Here is a 15,059-nt window from a genome sequence, read left to right as displayed (position 1 = left end):
CTAGTCGTTCGGGTGCGAGCTGTCGAATCGCCTCAGGACGCGTAGTGTCACGAGCATGAGGACCGTCGTCCCCGCCGCGAGGATGTAACGCCCGAATCCGACGGTGAGCCCAATAGCGGCCGTCGCCCAGATCGACGCTGCAGTCGTCAAGCCTATTACGCGAGTTCCATCCTGAGTCAGCAATACGACGCCAGAGCCGAGGAAGCCGATTCCAACGGCCACGGCCTGAATCAATTGAAAAGGCTCGACGCGCAACGCAGATGAGCCCGCGGGATAGGTAACCGCAGCGGCCTCTCCCGCCACCACGAACAGACAGGCGGCCATTCCCACAAGGAGCAAAGTTCGAAACCCGGCTGGCTTGCCGGCCGATTGCCGCTCCCAGCCGAGGATCCCTGACATCAAGCCCGCAGCAACCACGCGCAACAACAGCTCGGCGTCGTAGAGCATTGCAGTCTCGCTCATATCGCCGACACGCGGATCGCGTTCATGTAAAGATTCTCGAGGCGAACTGTAATTGGGCCCGGCCGTCCGTCGCCGACGGGTTTTCCATCGAGCGAAATGATCCCCACGACTTCGGTGGTGGTTCCAGTGAGGAACAGCTCTTCAGCGCTCCGGAGCTCGTCCTCCGACATCGGTTCCTCGCGGATTGGAAAGTCATTGTCGCGGCAAAGATCGATTACAATCGCTCGCGTGACTCCGGGAAGAATGAGATTGGAGAGCGGGGCCGTGCGTACTTCCCCGCCGATCACTCCGAAAATGCTTGTGTGCGTTCCCTCGAGAACCACCCCATCGCGTACCAGGATCGCCTCGAAGGCACCTGCGTCCTTTGCACGTTGATTCTCCAGAACGTTTCCCATGAGCGAGATCGATTTGATGTCGCACCTGGACCAGCGGAGATCGGGACGCACAATTGCACCTACGCCCACGGAAAAATCGCCCATGTCGGGAAACGGGGCGGCGTAGGCGTAAACGGTGGGACGAACCGGTGTCTTCGGGAAGGCGTGCGTGCGTGGCGCCGCGCCGCGTGTCACCTGAAGATAGACCATCGTTTTTCCGGATTCGGCGAAACCGTTCCGCTCGAGCAGCCCGGTGAACACCGATTCGAGCGGGTCGGCAACGCTGTCGTCGATGCGTGCTTCGCGCAGACTCGACCGCAACCGATCCATGTGACGGTCGAGCGCGACGAATTTGCCGTCGTACGCGGCGGCAACCTCGTAAATCCCGTCACCGAGAAGAAACCCGCGATCGTCGGGCGAGACAAACACCTCGTTCTTCAGCATGTAGCGGCCGTCTAAGTACACAACCTCCCCGCGATTCGCGGCTACCGCGACAGCGTCCATCTGCGACGCGTCAGATACAGCAGGCGCTGATCTTGTCGAGCTCGCCGTCATGGTCTCTCCCGTGGACGAATGAAGCGCATGAGTAGTGCGGCGACGAGAAAACCTATCCCCGCCCACCTCACAGCCTCATCGTCCATTCGCATTCCGTAAACCAGTAGTATCGCGGCAATGAGTGCAACTATGAGCCGAGCTGTGGTAATGGGCGTCATTATTTCATTCCCGGTTGAATTCCCAGCGCGCGTGCCTCGCCGTCAGCCAACTCGAGCTTCATCCGCAGCAGAGCCGTCGAAAACACCTTGCCCTGAGCGTCGGTCTTGAGCGAAAGCGTGCCTCCGCCGTCGAGCGCGCCGTGAAGGAGAAAATTGAGTGCGTTCAGATTCGGCAGATCGAAGCGCTCGACATCTCCCTCGATTACACCAGCGAAATGATCGGCGACACGCTGGACTGTAAGCTCGCGCTGCAGCACCGGAAACCACTCCGGCTTCAACGCGATCACGCCGACATTTGCCGTATCACCCTTGTCACCTGAGCGAGCGTGTGCGATGTCGAGCAGGCGAATCTGCATCAGACGATCTCGACCTTGGTAGTCACGGTCGTCTTGTCGATCAGCGCCGGCCAATACGCGACAATCTCCTCCACCTTTGGCCGGCCGCCGGCAAATCCTGTGACGCTCGGCGGTCCGTTCAGGACCAGAGGCGCAATTTCACGAGTGAAGCGGTCAACGGCCGCCTTGTCGTCCCCACGCACGCCGAAGCGGAGCTGAACTTCGGGGAGCTCACTCGCCAGGCTTGACGCGCTTGCAGTAAGCTCACGCTCAACGAGCGCACCGTGCGTGGACGAGTATCCAACGAACTCGGTCAGAATCTGATCGAAGCGCAGGCCAAGTCCGTCGAGCCGCTCTCTCAGCACGCGGTCCGCGAGCTGTGCCTTGTCGAGCGCATCCGGCCACGAATAAACCAGACTTCCGACCGCCTTGAAACCCGCGCGGTAGGCGATCGAGACCTTCAGCTTGTCTGTCGGAGGTTGCCCAGTGATGCCTGATACCTCGACGCGATCTTCACCGCAATCGCGGAGGCGAATGGATGTGAAATCAGCGACGACATCTGGCGTGATGTACTCACGCGGGTCGCCCATCTCGTAGACGAGCTGCTCCGTCACCGACGGCACCGATATGCGGCCGCCGGTGCCGGCGTGCTTCGTGATGATGAACGTTCCATCCGGCTTTGCCTCCGCGATGGGATACCCGACGTTGGCAAGGTCGGGAATGGAGCGCCAGTCGTAGAGGCAGTTTCCCCCGGAGCACTGCGCCCCGCACTCGATGATGTGCCCGGCGACGATTCCGGCGGCTAGAAGATCCCAGTCGTCGCCGCGCCATTCAAACTCGTGGCGGAGGGGCGCCATGGTGAGCGCTGTGTCCGTGGAGCGGCCCGTGATGACAATGCTGGCGCCCTTGGCGAGTCCTTCGACTATTGGCGTCGAGCCGATGTAGGCATTCGCTGACAGCACCCTGTCCCGAATTGTCGCGAGCGGCTCGCTAGTTTCCATATTCGAGAGGCTGTGGCCTGCTTCGATCAGCTCGTCGAGACGTCCGAGCAAATCGTCGCCGGTGACGACAGCGATTTTTATCTTCTCCGAGAGAGCTCGGCCGTCGGCGAGCTGACGTATCGCAGCAGCACACGCCGGGGGATTCACTCCGCCGGCGTTTGCCACGACTTTCACGCCACGCTCGGTGACGGCAGGCAGCACACTCTCGATTGCGCCGACGAAATCTCTCGCATAGCCCAGTGACGGATCGCGCTCCTTCTGCTTCTGAAGGATGGACATCGTCACTTCCGCCAGATAGTCGAGCATCAGATAGTCCACCTCGCCGCCCTCGACCTGCTGTCGCGGCGCCTCGAGCGAATCTCCCCAGAAGCCCTGGCCACTGGCGACGCGTACGATCTCCTTCATTGGTCTTCGCCGAGGTGAGGCGGCAGCACGAAAGGTCCGAGATGCGGCCCCGGATTGTGCAGCGACGTCCTGAGCGCCATCGCGAGCGTTTCGCGTGTGTCCTCCGGATAGAGGATGGCGTCCACGAATCCGCGCGCGGCGGCATACCGTGCGTCTAGCTGATGCTCGTAGTCGTCGCGCATTGCCTCGACTGCAGCGACGACTTCCGGCGCGGGGTCGGCGCCACTCTTCTTTGCCTTCTCGAGCGCGGGTCCGTGCACGGCCTGTACGGCGGATTCACCTTCCATGACCGCCATGCGCCCGGTAGGCCAGGTGAAGATGAAGTCCGGATCGAATCCCTGCCCCGCCATTGCATAGTAGCCGGCGCCTGAGGCGTGATTCACCGTAAGCACGAGCTTCGGTACCCGCGCGGTTGCCATCGCTTCCACGAAGCGCGCACCGGCGCGAATGATTCCCTGCTGCTCCGCTTCGGGGCCTACCATGAATCCTGATACATCCTGCACGAACAGGAGTGGAATCTTCTGGCGGTCGCATCGATCGATGAAGTACGCGACCTTCTCCGCGCTCTCGGCGTAGACGATCCCGCCGAAGCGGGGTTTTTCACCCTCCCTTCCCTTGACCAGCCCCCGCTCGTTGGCGATCACGCCGATCGGTATTCCATCGATACTCCCGTCGCCGCAGATCATCTCGCGGGCGAGTCCCGCCTGAAATTCGTCGAGCGCCCCATCGTCGAGGATCGAGGCGAGAACGGCGCGCATGTCGTACGACATGCGATGATCGGATGGAAGCAGGTCGTACAGTGCGTCGACCGCAGCCGAGGGCTTGGCCGGCGTCTTCGCCGATTTGCGGCCGGAGCGTTTGCCGGCCGCACCACTGGGAGTGAATCGCACCGCATATGGATCCCCTTCGGCAGCTGAGGCGCCTTTTCCGGGGAGCCGGGCGACGAGATCACGCAGCTTCGCGAGGCACTCCTCGTCATTGTCCAGCGCGTAATGAGCGACACCACTGATTTCCGTGTGCGTGATTGCTCCGCCGAGAGTTTCCGAATCGATCGTCTCGCCTGTCGCGCCCTTAACGAGGTTAGGCCCGCCGAGCCCCATGAAAGAGGTTCCTTTGACCATCAGAATCACATCCGACAGCGCCGGAAGATACGCGCCGCCGGCGACGCACTGGCCCATGACGGCAGCGAGCTGTGGGATGCGGAGGTAGCGCCGCATCAGGGAGTTGTAGTAAAAAATGCGGGCAGCGCCGTACTGGCCGGGGAACACTCCTTCCTGGAACGGCAGATTCACGCCCGCGGAATCGACGAGATAGATGATCGGCACGCGGCATCGCATGGCGATCTCCTGAGCGCGAAGAATCTTTTTTATGGTTTCGGGCCACCATGAGCCGGCCTTTACGGTCGGGTCGTTCGCGACGATTACGACCTCACGTCCCTCGACGATTCCGATACCGGTGACGACCCCAGCCGCGGGCGCCTGGCCATCGTATCGATCGTGTGCGACGAGCAGGCCGATCTCGAGGAATCGCGCGTTGTCGTCGCAGAGCAGACTCACGCGCTCGCGAGCGGTGAGCTTTCCCTGCCGGTGCAGCTTGTCGATCCGCTCGTCGCCGCCGCCTTTCCGGAGACGAGCCTCCAATGCGCGCACCTCCGCGCTGAGGGCGCGCAGACGGGGCGTCATTTCAGCCCGATGATTGCGACGCGGCGGCGCCTTCGCGCGAGGCGAACCACTCCTTTATGTAGTCGATCAGCTCCGAGGTCGGAGTCCCCGGACCGAAAAGGCGGCCGATTCCCTGCGCCTGAAGAGCGTCCATGTCCTCGCGCGGAATGATCCCTCCACCGGTGATCAGGATGTCGTCGCGCCCCTCCGCGGTCACGAGCTCCCTGACGCGCGGAATGAGCGTCATGTGCGCACCGCTCAGGATGGACAGACCGATAACGTCCACGTCTTCCTGCACGGCGGCGGACGCAATCATCTCCGGCGTCTGATGCAGGCCGGTGTAGATGACCTCCATGCCTGCATCGCGCAGCGCCGCCGCGACTACTTTTGCGCCGCGGTCATGGCCGTCGAGGCCGGGCTTTGCAACAAGCACTCGAATGGGTCTCATACGGCGTGGAAATTAGCAGGAATGACTGGCAGCCGTCAGCTTGCTCAGCGCTTGCGCGCAATGAGCAGCATTTCACCCGATCGTCGCGTCAACGGCCGCTCGCTGAACCCGTCGAATGCCTCTTCGACGATCAACCCTTCACGCGCGCAGAGCTCGGCCAGTCGTGTCGCGGTGTAGAGCCTGATGCGGTGCTCGCGGCGCGAAGTTCTGCCGTTCTTTCGCCGCAGCGTGGATTCTATTCGCAAGACTCCTGACAGCGGATCGAACGACCGCTCCTGGCCGACCATCGAGCCGTCGCGGGTCTCCCACCAGTCGCGAGACAGGAATCGCGACATCACACCGTCTCTGCTCGCGCCCTGCCACACAAGAGTGCCTTCGGGCTTCAAGACGCGTGAGAATTCAGCGATCACGCGCGCGTCGTCCGCTGGGTTGTCGAAGAAGCCAAACGAAGTGTAAAGATTGACGACCGCGTCGTAACGGCCGCTCCAGCTCGCGGGAAGCTTGCGCATATCCGCGCGGCGATAGCGCAGCGATTCGCTCATTCCGCGTTTCGCCGCGATGGCAAGGAGCTCGCGCGAGAAGTCGATGCCGTCCACCCGGAAACCGGCTTCGGCGAGGAGGTGCGCGTGCCGCCCTTGCCCGCACGGTGCATCGAGCACGCGTGAATCGACAGGGAGTCCGAGAACCTCGATGAGCCGGCGTGCTTCTGTGCGATCGCGGACCGGATCAAATACCGGCTCGTATTCCTTGAGATACTGCGAATCGAAATAGCTTTCCCACCACTCGGCGCGGCGCCTCAGAAGAACACCGGCTCCCGGTAAGCTCCGAACACATCCTCCATCGCCGCGCGAATCTCGTACAGGGTACAGTACGCGCGTGCAGCCTCGAGAATGTGCGGCATCATGTTCTCATCCGATGCCGCAGCACTGCGCAGCGCTGCGAGCGCTCTGGCGACCCTTTCGTTGTCCCTCGTCGAGCGCAGGCTGCTCAACCGCTCTCGTTGCTCTGCTTCGGTGTCGCCAATCTTCAGCAGCGGGATCGTGAGCTCGGGCTCGTCGGTGACGAAGTCGTTGACGCCGACAATTACGCGACGGTGCTGCTCGATCTCCCACTGCTGGCGCGCTGCGGACTCGGCAATCCGACGTTGCAGCCAGCCCGTCTCTAGTCCACGCACCACGCCGCCGATCTCTTCGATCTGAGCGAAGAGTGACTCCGCTTCATCCTCGAGCTCCGACGTAAGCGCCTCGACATAGTACGAGCCGCCGAGTGGATCGATGACGTTCGGAACTCCGCTCTCGTAAGCGAGGAGCTGCTGGGTTCTGAGCGCGACCTGGACTGACTCCTCTGTCGGGAGCGCGAGCGTCTCATCCATCGAGTTCGTGTGCAGCGACTGAGTTCCGCCGAGCACTGCGGCCATCGCCTGGTACGCGACGCGCACGATGTTGTTCATTGGCTGCTGGGCCGTCAGTGTGACTCCGGCGGTCTGCGAATGAAATCGCATGACGAGCGAGCGAGGATCCTTTGCGCCGTAGCGCTCGCGCATGTGCCGCGCCCAGATGCGCCGGGCCGCGCGCAGCTTCGCGATCTCCTCGAAGAAATCATTGTGGATGTCCCAGAAGAACGAGAGGCGCGGCGCGAATGTATCGACGTCGAGGCCTCGCGCTATTCCCCGCTCGACGTACGTGAATCCGTCCGCCAGAGTGAACGCGAGCTCCTGAGCGGCGGTAGCGCCTGCCTCACGGATATGGTAACCGGAGATGGAGATGGTATTCCATTGCGGGACATGCTCGGCAGACCACGCGAAGCAATCGACGATCAGCCTCAGCGCCGGCTCGATCGGGAAGCACCAGGCGTGCTGCGCCATGTACTCCTTGAGGATGTCGTTCTGAATCGTCCCCCGGAGCGCAGCCGGATTCACGCCCTGCTTCTCGGCCGCGGCAATGTAGAAGCAGTAGAGAATCACGGCCGGTCCGTTGATCGTCATCGACGTCGACACCTTGTCGAGCGGAATGCCGTCGAACAGAACCTCCATGTCGGCGAGGCTCGAGATCGCTACGCCACACTTTCCGACTTCGCCCTCGGAGCGCGGGTGATCCGAGTCGTAACCCATGAGCGTCGGGAAATCGAACGCGACGGACAACCCCGTCTGCCCGTGAGCGAGAAGAAACTTGTAGCGCTCGTTCGTGTCGCGTGCACTGCCAAAGCCGGCGAACTGCCGCATGGTCCACAGCTTTCCGCGGTAGCCTGTGGGATGAATGCCGCGCGTGTACGGATAGACGCCGGGCGCGCCGAGGTTTACGGAATCTTCATGCGAGACGTCGAGAGCCGTGTACACCGGCGCTACTTCATGAGCCGAATTGGTGAAGGCAATATCGCGCTTCGGCGCGGCGTCGTACTTCCGCTTCCATTCGGCGATCTCAGCGCGCAGGCGCTCGACTTCCTTCTTCGCGCTTTCGAGCTCCGTGAACTCCGTGCTCCGCCGGCTATCTATTGAAGTCAATCGTCCGTCCGCGTTACGAGGTGTCCATGCTCTGCGAGGAGCTCATCAGCGACGGAGTACGGCGTCGTCGCGCCTGACTCGAGCTGCGGGATCCGGGCGCCGATCCATTCGTTCGCCTCGCCGTCGCGCCATAGCCGCTGGTGCATCCGTCGCTCCACCGCGTCCACGACGCGCTCCATCAACCGCCGGCGCCGTCGCTCCACCAGGGCGCCGCTTTTCTGAAGATACTCGAAATGCCTGTCGAGAGCGGTGACGAGCTCGGTTATCCCTTCGTCCTTTGCTGCTACCGCGCGAAGCACCGGCAGGGTCCATTCCACGGCGCTCGCATCGGCCGCAGCTTCCCGTGCCACGCGCGCCGGATTCGTGAGTCGCCTGACATCAACGCCGTGATGCGCCGGAAGATTTCCATAACTGACGCCGCGGCGAAGTCCGAGCATCAGCTCGACGTCGTTCCGGAGACGGTCGGCGCCCGGCCTGTCGGATTTGTTGACGACAAAGATGTCCGCGATCTCCATCACGCCGGCCTTGAGCGTCTGAATGGAGTCCCCGGATTCCGGAACGAGCACGACAACGGTCGAGTCGGCAGTACGCGCTACATCGAGCTCGGATTGCCCGACTCCCACCGTTTCGATGATTATCCGGTCGAAGCCGAATGCGTCGAAGACATCGGCGATCTCGCGCGTTGTTGCAGCGAGTCCCCCAAGTGAGCCGCGCGTCGCCATCGACCGGATGAACACATCCTTGTCGAGTGCAACCTGCTCCATGCGCACGCGATCCCCGAGCAGTGCGCCGCCGGTGAAAGGAGAGGTCGGATCAACGCACACGATGCCGACCTTCTGACCCGCCTGCCTGTAATCGCGTGCGACGAGCGTCGTGATCGTGCTCTTCCCCGCCCCCGGCGGCCCGGTGATCCCGATGCGCCTCCCCCGACCTAATTTCGGATGGAGTGACGCAAGAACGTCATCCGCGTCCGGCCGACGGTTCTCGACGATGCTGACTACGCGCGCGAGCGCAGCCGTGCGACCTGCGGCGAAATCCGTGAGAAGCCTTTCAGTCGATGGAGTCAAGAATCTTTTCCTGTTTTCTCCACATGGCGGACGAGACGCGAGTCTCGTCTTCGGGGTGATCGAGCCCCAGAACGTGAAGCGTACCGTGGACTACGAGCCGCGCCAGCTCCCGCTTAACGGGCATCCGGAGTCGGCGTGCGTTTCGCTCCGCAACTGGCGGGCAAATGTAGATATCGCCTATGACCGGAGTCGAGCCGCCGCGCTCGAGCCCGAATGCGATCACATCCGTGGGACCGCTCCGTGACAGGTAGTTCCTGTTGAGTCGCGAGATCGTGCCCGTACCAACGAAGGCGACGGAGACAAGCGCATCGCGAACGCGCTCGGCTTCGAGTGTCGCCTTAACGATCTCTCGAACTTTGGCATTGGACATCGGCTGGCGCCTGACAGTCGACGCGACATCGACATTCACACCTGCCTGACGCCGGGGGCGCGATCGCTTCGCGCCGCCCCGACGCCGCTCAGATTCCGGCGTCTTCCGCGTACGCCCGAATTATCTGGCGCACAAGTCGGTGCCGTACGACGTCGGACTCGGTCATGTATTGAAAACCTATTCCTTCGATTCCCTGGAGGATCCGCTCGATCTGCACGAGCCCCGACTCCTCCCGTTTTGGAAGATCGATTTGTGTCTTGTCGCCGGTGATGACGGCCTTCGAGTTCACGCCAAGTCGCGTCAGAAACATTTTCATCTGCGCGTTGGTCGCGTTCTGGGCCTCATCCAGAATGACGAACGCGTCGCCGAGCGTTCGCCCACGCATGTATGCGAGGGGGGCAATCTCGATCACACGCGTCTCGAGTGCCTTCTGTACCCGCTCGGGCGGCATCATCTCATCGAGCGCGTCGTAGAGCGGCCGCAGGTAGGGATCGACCTTCGCCTGCAGATCTCCTGGAAGAAACCCCAGACTCTCCCCTGCTTCGACAGCGGGACGCGCGAGGATTATCCGGCGCACGCGCTTGCGGGCGAGAGCGTCGACTGCGGCCGCAACGGCGAGGTAAGTCTTTCCGGTTCCCGCCGGCCCGATGCCAACGACAATGTCGTTGGCGAGAATGAGCTTCAGGTATTCCGCCTGCCCGCTCGTCTTCGGCTGAATCACCTTCCGCACGCCGGGGAGAACGATGCGCATGCTGTCTTCCGCGCCGTTCGAATCCCGCGGTGCCTCGTAGCTCATGCGGAGCACGTCGTCCGAGGTCAGCGGCATCTGCTGCTTGGCCGTATCGATCATTCGCTGCGCGATTGGCGATGCACGATTGACCGCTTCCTGTGTTCCGGTCAGCGTCAGCGTATCTCCGCGCAGACCGATCTTCGCACCCGATTGCTTCGCGAGCTCGACGAGGTTCTCGTCATTCACCCCCGCGAGCGTAAGCATGTCTGCCCCTTCGGTATTGAGGCGCTGGACTACTGGTTCGTCGCTCAAGCTCTTGATTCTGTCCTCAGGTGAAGGTCGGCAAGGTCAGCTGAATCAATCGGAGTCGGCGCGCCCTCGAACAAAGCGCGCGCTGCTGTCGTCTTCGGGTAAGCTATGACGTCCCGCAGTGATGGTGCTCCGGCAAGAAGCATGACGATCCGGTCGAATCCAAACGCGATTCCCCCATGCGGCGGCGCGCCTGCATTGAGAGCCTCGAGGAGGAATCCGAAGCGCGCGGTCGCTTCATCGTCGCTGACTCCAAGCACGCCAAGTACCCGCCGCTGGAGCGCAGGGTCACTTATCCTGATGCTGCCACCGCCGAGCTCTGTGCCGTTCATGATGACGTCGTAGGCCAGCGCTCTCACGGATAGTGGATCGGTTTCCAGCTTGTCGAGGTCGTCCGGATGGGGGGCCGTGAATGGATGATGCACCGACGTAAGTCCACCGGTGCTCGAGTCGCGGCCGAACAACGGAAAATCGGTCACCCAGAGCATGCGTGCCGACCGATCGGGAATGAGGTCCAGCCGGCGTGCGGCTTCCTGGCGAACGCGGTCGAGCGCTGGCGACGAGACATCGTCCGATGCCGCGACCATGAGGCAGAGCTCGCCATCGCTCAACGCGAGAACTTCGGCGCTCGCGCCAGTCAGGAATTTCGCGGCCGGTCCCTCGAGCGTGCCATTGGCGTTGCGCACGCGAAGCACTCCGGATGCGCCAGCGGACTTCGCGATCGCCTCGAGCTCGTCAACCTGCTTGCGAGAAAGCGCCGCGCCCCCGGGAATCCTGATCCCTCGCACGCGGCCACCGGCCTCGAGAGCCGAGCGCGTGATGCCGAAGTCGCTGCCGCGGAATGCCGCGCTGGCATCGAACACTTCCAGCTCGTAGCGCATATCGGGACGGTCAGTGCCAAAGCGCTCCATTGCTTCGGCGTACGAAAGACGGTCGAAGTGCGCTGGAATCTCGATGCCCGCATCGCGAAAAAGTTCGGCGAGCAGACCTTCCGTGAGAGCGATGATGTCCTCGGGCGCGATGAACGACGCCTCGATGTCGATCTGCGTGAACTCCGGCTGGCGGTCCGCCCTCAGGTCTTCGTCGCGAAAGCATCTCGCTATCTGGAAGTAGCGATCGAATCCCGAGATCATCAGCAGCTGCTTGTAGAGCTGGGGCGATTGCGGCAGTGCATAGAACTCGCCGGCGTGTACCCGGCTGGGCACCAGATAGTCTCTTGCTCCCTCGGGAGTCGGCTTCGTCAGGATTGGAGTCTCGATCTCGAGATAGCCGCGCTCGTCCAGATACCTTCGCGTCGTCTGCATGAGGCGATGGCGCAGCATAAGATTCTCCTGGAGCTCCGGACGTCGCAGATCGAGATGGCGATGACGCAGTCGCAGCTCCTCGGCTGCCAGCTTCTCTCCCTTCCCCCTCGCCACGGGAATCGCGGGAGTCTCCGCGGGTCCGATGAGATCCACGGCGTGCGCGCGAACCTCGATATCGCCCGTAGCGAGCTCCGGGTTCCGCATCTCGGCAGGCCTGAGTGCGACCGCGCCGCGAACGGTAACCACGGACTCCTGACCGAGTGCAGCCGCCTTTTCGATTTCCGCGGGCGGAGTCCACTTCGGGTCGCATGAGATTTGAACGATGCCGGCGCGGTCACGGAGATCCAGGAAGACGATTCCGCCCAGATTCCGGGACCGGTGCACCCACCCTGCGAGCGACACGGGCTGACCGTCATCGGAGGCGCGTAAGGCGCCTCCCCGGTGGGTTCTGAGCGAAGTCTTGAACGCCGTTTCAGGTATGAGTGGCAACGCGTTAAACTTAGTTATGACATACAGTTGGTGGAAGGAGTGGAGGTGACGCATGAGGCATCGGCAGACCAGAGTGCGGCTGCCATGAACCTTCTCGATCTCACCCCGCCCGATGCCCAGAGTCTGATCCGGGATTTCGCAGTCGAGCATGGGGAGCGTGAGTTTCGCGCCACGCAGGTAATGCAGCATTTGTGGCGCGCGCCTCGCGCCGGCTTCGCTGAGATGCATGAGCTTCCTGCAAATTTTCGTGCCCTGCTCGCCGAAAACTTCAGCATTCCGCGCCTCGGGCTGGCTGCGCGCCAACTGTCCACGGACGGAACGGAGAAGTTTCTCTTTCGGCTCGAGGACGGGGAACACATCGAGACAGTCGCAATTCCAGAAGGGGCACGGTTGACGCTGTGCATCTCGTCACAGGCAGGATGCGCACTTCAATGCTCCTTCTGTGCCACGGGGGCGATGGGATTCTCGCGCAACCTCAAGCCGTTCGAGATCGCGAGCCAGATTCGCGAAGTGATGCTGCTCACGCAGCGAAAGCCGACAAACATCGTTTTCATGGGAATGGGCGAGCCGCTGATGAACTGGAAGTCGGTCGATCTCGCGCTGACGATTATCAATGATGAAGCAGGTATCGGCATCGGCGCGCGTCACATCACCGTCTCGACCGTGGGAGTCCTGCCGGGAATCGTCGCGCTCTCGCAGCGCCGCGAGCAGTTCCGTCTCGCTCTTTCCATTCACGCGCCGACGGACGAGCTCCGGCGAAAGCTCATGCCGATCAACGTGAAGTATCCGCTGGCCGATGTAATCGATGCCGCCGGCGCCTTCGACCGGCGTGTGACCTTCGAGTACGTGATGCTCGGCGGGGTTAATGATTCCCTCGATCAGGCCCGGCAGCTGGCGGAGCTTGCACGACGCTGCAAGGCGTTCGTGAATCTCATCCCGCTCCATCCAGGCGGCGCGGGGAATTTCACGCCGACGACTCCGCATGGGATCGCAGTCTTTGCGCGCGCGGTACGCGCAAAAGGCGTCGAGGTCGCAATCAGGAAGAGCCGTGGCGTGGACATCGCCGCGGCCTGCGGCCAGCTACGGGTAGAAAGGCTTGGCAGGCGGGTGCCAGCTCGCCCCGACAAGCACGGTGGCATCCACGTAGCGTGAGCTGTCCGGGCGGCTGGTAATGGTCGCGCCCAATGCATTCGCGATAAGCCGCGCCCACGCGGGATGGTTCGAGCGATCGATCACAAGCGTCGTCTCCCTCTGCTCGCGCGCCGTGCCGATAGCGACGACATCGAACCCCCGATCACGCAGGAAGAGTGTGGCGCGTCGCGCGAGGCCCTTGGTCGTTGTCGCATTCAGCACTTCGACCTTTATGCGCGTGTTGGGCGGCGCCTTTGCATCGACGGGCGCATCGAGTTGCGCGCCGGCGGCTGAGCGCGCGCGCTCGTAACGAGTCCAGCCGTAGTAGCCGGCACCTCCCACAACCGCCGCGAGAAGGATCCACCTTCCAACCTTCACCGCAGACTATTCCAAAGCGCGATGGTCTCGGGAAAGATGTGATTGCCCTCACGAACCGACCAGTCGAGTCGAAAGCGCACCACCTGGCGGAAAACCTGGTCGAACGAATGAGGTACCTGGGCCGCGAGAAAGAAACGGTCCTCGTGAAGGAATTTGCGGCCGGGCTCGAGGTAATCCGCCATGTACAGGGCCCGCCCGGTTCGTCCCCAGTCCGGCGAGCCGACGGTGTGATACCGAATGGCGTCGACCACGTCACGCCTTTTCTCGCCATCAGCCTCGAGTCGAATTGCCGCGGCCGGCCCGTGAAGAAGACCCGCCGGTGATGTGGTGTCGCCAGTGATTTCACGCAGCTCGTCTTCAGGCGAATCACGAAGTGCATCGTGCCAGACCCCCGCGTCGAGCCATGCGCGCGCCTCATCGGCGGGAAGGCGCATCGCCGCTCCCCACGCGCGCAAAAGCGAGCATACACGCTCGATGTGTGACAGCCGTTTCTGGCCGACACACGCCCACGCCGGCAGCCCATTGGCGTCAGTCCTGATCATTCTCGCCGAGGATGATGTTGTCGATGAGTCGTGTCGCGCCGAGACGCGCCGCAACTATCGCGGCCGATCCCCGCTCCGCGCGGGGCTCCGGCTCGAGCGTCATGGGATTCACAACCGCGAAGTAATCGAGACTCGCTCGACGAACATCGGCAAATCGCTGTCGGCCGATGTCCTCGAGGCGCCGTCCGTCCCGCTCACCGGCGCCAAACGCGGCAGCGACAGCGCGCAACGCCCGAATCAGCACAAGAGCGTCACCGCGCTCGGACTTGCTGAAGTAAGCGTTCCGGCTCGAGAGGGCCAGTCCGTCGCCCTCGCGGATTGTCGGTGCCACGACGATCGTCAAATCAAAATCGAGATCGCGAGCCATCGCCTGAATGAGAGATGCCTGCTGCAGGTCCTTTCGGCCGAGTATCGCGACGTCGGGTTGAACGATGTTGAAGAGCTTCGCAACCACGGTGAGCACGCCGTCGAAATGTCCCGGCCTGACTGCTCCCTCCCACACTTCGCCCCGCGGGCCGGCGCTGACTATCGTAGCGCGCCCGTCGCGGTACATCTCGTCGGAGGAAGGTGTGAATAGAATGTCCACACCGACCTCGGAGGCGAGGCGCGCATCTTCCTCCAGCGGACGTGGGTAGCGACCGAAATCCTCGGTGGGACCGAACTGGAGGGGGTTGACGAAGATGCTCATCACGACGGCGTCGCTCTCGCGACGCGCGCGATCCACGAGACTCAGGTGGCCCCGGTGAAGAGCGCCCATTGTCGGGACAAATCCGATGCGGGCACCATCGGCTCTCACTTTCGCAATCGCCGCGCGTGCATCGGCGATCCTCGACACGCGTT

The 15,059-nt window shown here is 62.6% G+C and carries 17 protein-coding genes; 1 reads left to right on the top strand and 16 read right to left on the bottom strand.

Annotation, left to right across the window (positions count from 1 at the left end):
- The 13 genes from VES88_06220 to aspS all read right to left on the bottom strand — a co-directional run bounded on the left by VES88_06220 (position 1) and on the right by aspS (position 12,168).
- On the bottom strand, positions 1–462 hold the full coding sequence (locus VES88_06220) for an MgtC/SapB family protein (protein HYN81079.1): 462 nt from the start codon (positions 460–462) through the stop codon (positions 1–3).
- Complete coding sequence (locus tag VES88_06215) at positions 459–1,391, bottom strand: aminotransferase class IV (protein HYN81078.1); 933 nt, start codon at positions 1,389–1,391, stop codon at positions 459–461. The genes VES88_06220 and VES88_06215 overlap by 4 nt, the downstream gene beginning before the upstream one ends.
- The gene (locus VES88_06210) at positions 1,388–1,549 is read right to left on the bottom strand and encodes a hypothetical protein (protein ID HYN81077.1); all 162 of its coding nucleotides are present in this window, start codon (positions 1,547–1,549) and stop codon (positions 1,388–1,390) included. The genes VES88_06215 and VES88_06210 overlap by 4 nt, the downstream gene beginning before the upstream one ends.
- Positions 1,549–1,905: a hypothetical protein gene (locus tag VES88_06205; GenBank protein ID HYN81076.1), complete on the bottom strand. Its 357-nt coding sequence runs from the start codon at positions 1,903–1,905 to the stop codon at positions 1,549–1,551. Before VES88_06205 ends, VES88_06210 begins: the two co-directional genes overlap by 1 nt.
- Positions 1,905–3,290 carry an acyclic terpene utilization AtuA family protein gene (locus VES88_06200; GenBank protein HYN81075.1) on the bottom strand — a complete coding sequence of 462 codons (1,386 nt, stop codon included), beginning with the start codon at positions 3,288–3,290 and terminating at the stop codon, positions 1,905–1,907. Before VES88_06200 ends, VES88_06205 begins: the two co-directional genes overlap by 1 nt.
- Complete coding sequence (locus VES88_06195) at positions 3,287–4,972, bottom strand: acyl-CoA carboxylase subunit beta (GenBank protein HYN81074.1); 1,686 nt, start codon at positions 4,970–4,972, stop codon at positions 3,287–3,289. The genes VES88_06200 and VES88_06195 overlap by 4 nt, the downstream gene beginning before the upstream one ends.
- Position 4,973: 1 nt before the next feature.
- Complete coding sequence (locus VES88_06190) at positions 4,974–5,399, bottom strand: cobalamin B12-binding domain-containing protein (GenBank protein ID HYN81073.1); 426 nt, start codon at positions 5,397–5,399, stop codon at positions 4,974–4,976.
- Positions 5,400–5,443: 44 nt separating this feature from the next.
- Positions 5,444–6,199: a methyltransferase domain-containing protein gene (locus VES88_06185; GenBank protein HYN81072.1), complete on the bottom strand. Its 756-nt coding sequence runs from the start codon at positions 6,197–6,199 to the stop codon at positions 5,444–5,446.
- Positions 6,196–7,899 (bottom strand): methylmalonyl-CoA mutase family protein, encoded by a 1,704-nt coding sequence (locus VES88_06180; GenBank protein ID HYN81071.1) that lies wholly within the window; start codon positions 7,897–7,899, stop codon positions 6,196–6,198. The genes VES88_06185 and VES88_06180 overlap by 4 nt, the downstream gene beginning before the upstream one ends.
- Positions 7,896–8,966 (bottom strand): methylmalonyl Co-A mutase-associated GTPase MeaB, encoded by a 1,071-nt coding sequence (meaB, locus tag VES88_06175; GenBank protein HYN81070.1) that lies wholly within the window; start codon positions 8,964–8,966, stop codon positions 7,896–7,898. Before meaB ends, VES88_06180 begins: the two co-directional genes overlap by 4 nt.
- A complete protein-coding gene (gene ybeY / locus VES88_06170) occupies positions 8,950–9,336 on the bottom strand; it encodes an rRNA maturation RNase YbeY (protein HYN81069.1) in 387 nt (128 codons plus the stop codon). Before ybeY ends, meaB begins: the two co-directional genes overlap by 17 nt.
- Positions 9,337–9,424: 88 nt before the next feature.
- Positions 9,425–10,378 (bottom strand): PhoH family protein, encoded by a 954-nt coding sequence (locus VES88_06165; protein HYN81068.1) that lies wholly within the window; start codon positions 10,376–10,378, stop codon positions 9,425–9,427.
- On the bottom strand, positions 10,375–12,168 hold the full coding sequence (aspS, locus tag VES88_06160; GenBank protein HYN81067.1) for an aspartate--tRNA ligase: 1,794 nt from the start codon (positions 12,166–12,168) through the stop codon (positions 10,375–10,377). Before aspS ends, VES88_06165 begins: the two co-directional genes overlap by 4 nt.
- A gap of 30 nt (positions 12,169–12,198) precedes the next feature.
- Here aspS and rlmN point away from each other — a divergent pair, with 30 nt between their 5' ends.
- Positions 12,199–13,320, top strand: a complete 1,122-nt coding sequence (gene rlmN, locus VES88_06155) for a 23S rRNA (adenine(2503)-C(2))-methyltransferase RlmN (GenBank protein ID HYN81066.1) — start codon at positions 12,199–12,201, stop codon at positions 13,318–13,320.
- Here rlmN and VES88_06150 read toward each other — a convergent pair.
- From VES88_06150 to panC, 3 genes are read right to left on the bottom strand one after another with little or no spacing between them, the layout of a single operon-like run.
- Positions 13,249–13,677 carry a LytR C-terminal domain-containing protein gene (locus VES88_06150; GenBank protein ID HYN81065.1) on the bottom strand — a complete coding sequence of 143 codons (429 nt, stop codon included), beginning with the start codon at positions 13,675–13,677 and terminating at the stop codon, positions 13,249–13,251. The two genes, rlmN and VES88_06150, sit on opposite strands and share 72 nt — an antisense overlap.
- Positions 13,674–14,219 (bottom strand): hypothetical protein, encoded by a 546-nt coding sequence (locus VES88_06145; GenBank protein ID HYN81064.1) that lies wholly within the window; start codon positions 14,217–14,219, stop codon positions 13,674–13,676. The genes VES88_06150 and VES88_06145 overlap by 4 nt, the downstream gene beginning before the upstream one ends.
- Positions 14,206–15,054: a pantoate--beta-alanine ligase gene (gene panC / locus VES88_06140; GenBank protein HYN81063.1), complete on the bottom strand. Its 849-nt coding sequence runs from the start codon at positions 15,052–15,054 to the stop codon at positions 14,206–14,208. Before panC ends, VES88_06145 begins: the two co-directional genes overlap by 14 nt.
- Between the last annotated feature and the right edge of the window lie 5 nt (positions 15,055–15,059).

The organism is Gemmatimonadaceae bacterium, from assembly GCA_035633115.1.
Lineage (GTDB): Bacteria > Gemmatimonadota > Gemmatimonadetes > Gemmatimonadales > Gemmatimonadaceae > UBA4720.
Note: the sequence above shows the minus strand (reverse complement) of the source record. Positions and strands in the feature narration are given on the sequence as shown.

What these genes read in the sequence shown, in the direction of transcription:
- VES88_06210 (HYN81077.1), bottom strand. Translation starts at nt 1,549, where the DNA reads ATGACGCCCATTACCACAGCTCGGCTCATAGTTGCACTCATTGCCGCG.
- VES88_06195 (HYN81074.1), bottom strand. Translation starts at nt 4,972, where the DNA reads ATGACGCCCCGTCTGCGCGCCCTCAGCGCGGAGGTGCGCGCATTGGAG.
- VES88_06220 (HYN81079.1), bottom strand. Translation starts at nt 462, where the DNA reads ATGAGCGAGACTGCAATGCTCTACGACGCCGAGCTGTTGTTGCGCGTG.
- ybeY (HYN81069.1), bottom strand. Translation starts at nt 9,336, where the DNA reads ATGTCCAATGCCAAAGTTCGAGAGATCGTTAAGGCGACACTCGAAGCC.
- VES88_06205 (HYN81076.1), bottom strand. Translation starts at nt 1,905, where the DNA reads ATGCAGATTCGCCTGCTCGACATCGCACACGCTCGCTCAGGTGACAAG.
- VES88_06190 (HYN81073.1), bottom strand. Translation starts at nt 5,399, where the DNA reads ATGAGACCCATTCGAGTGCTTGTTGCAAAGCCCGGCCTCGACGGCCAT.
- VES88_06145 (HYN81064.1), bottom strand. Translation starts at nt 14,219, where the DNA reads ATGATCAGGACTGACGCCAATGGGCTGCCGGCGTGGGCGTGTGTCGGC.
- VES88_06215 (HYN81078.1), bottom strand. Translation starts at nt 1,391, where the DNA reads ATGACGGCGAGCTCGACAAGATCAGCGCCTGCTGTATCTGACGCGTCG.
- VES88_06200 (HYN81075.1), bottom strand. Translation starts at nt 3,290, where the DNA reads ATGAAGGAGATCGTACGCGTCGCCAGTGGCCAGGGCTTCTGGGGAGAT.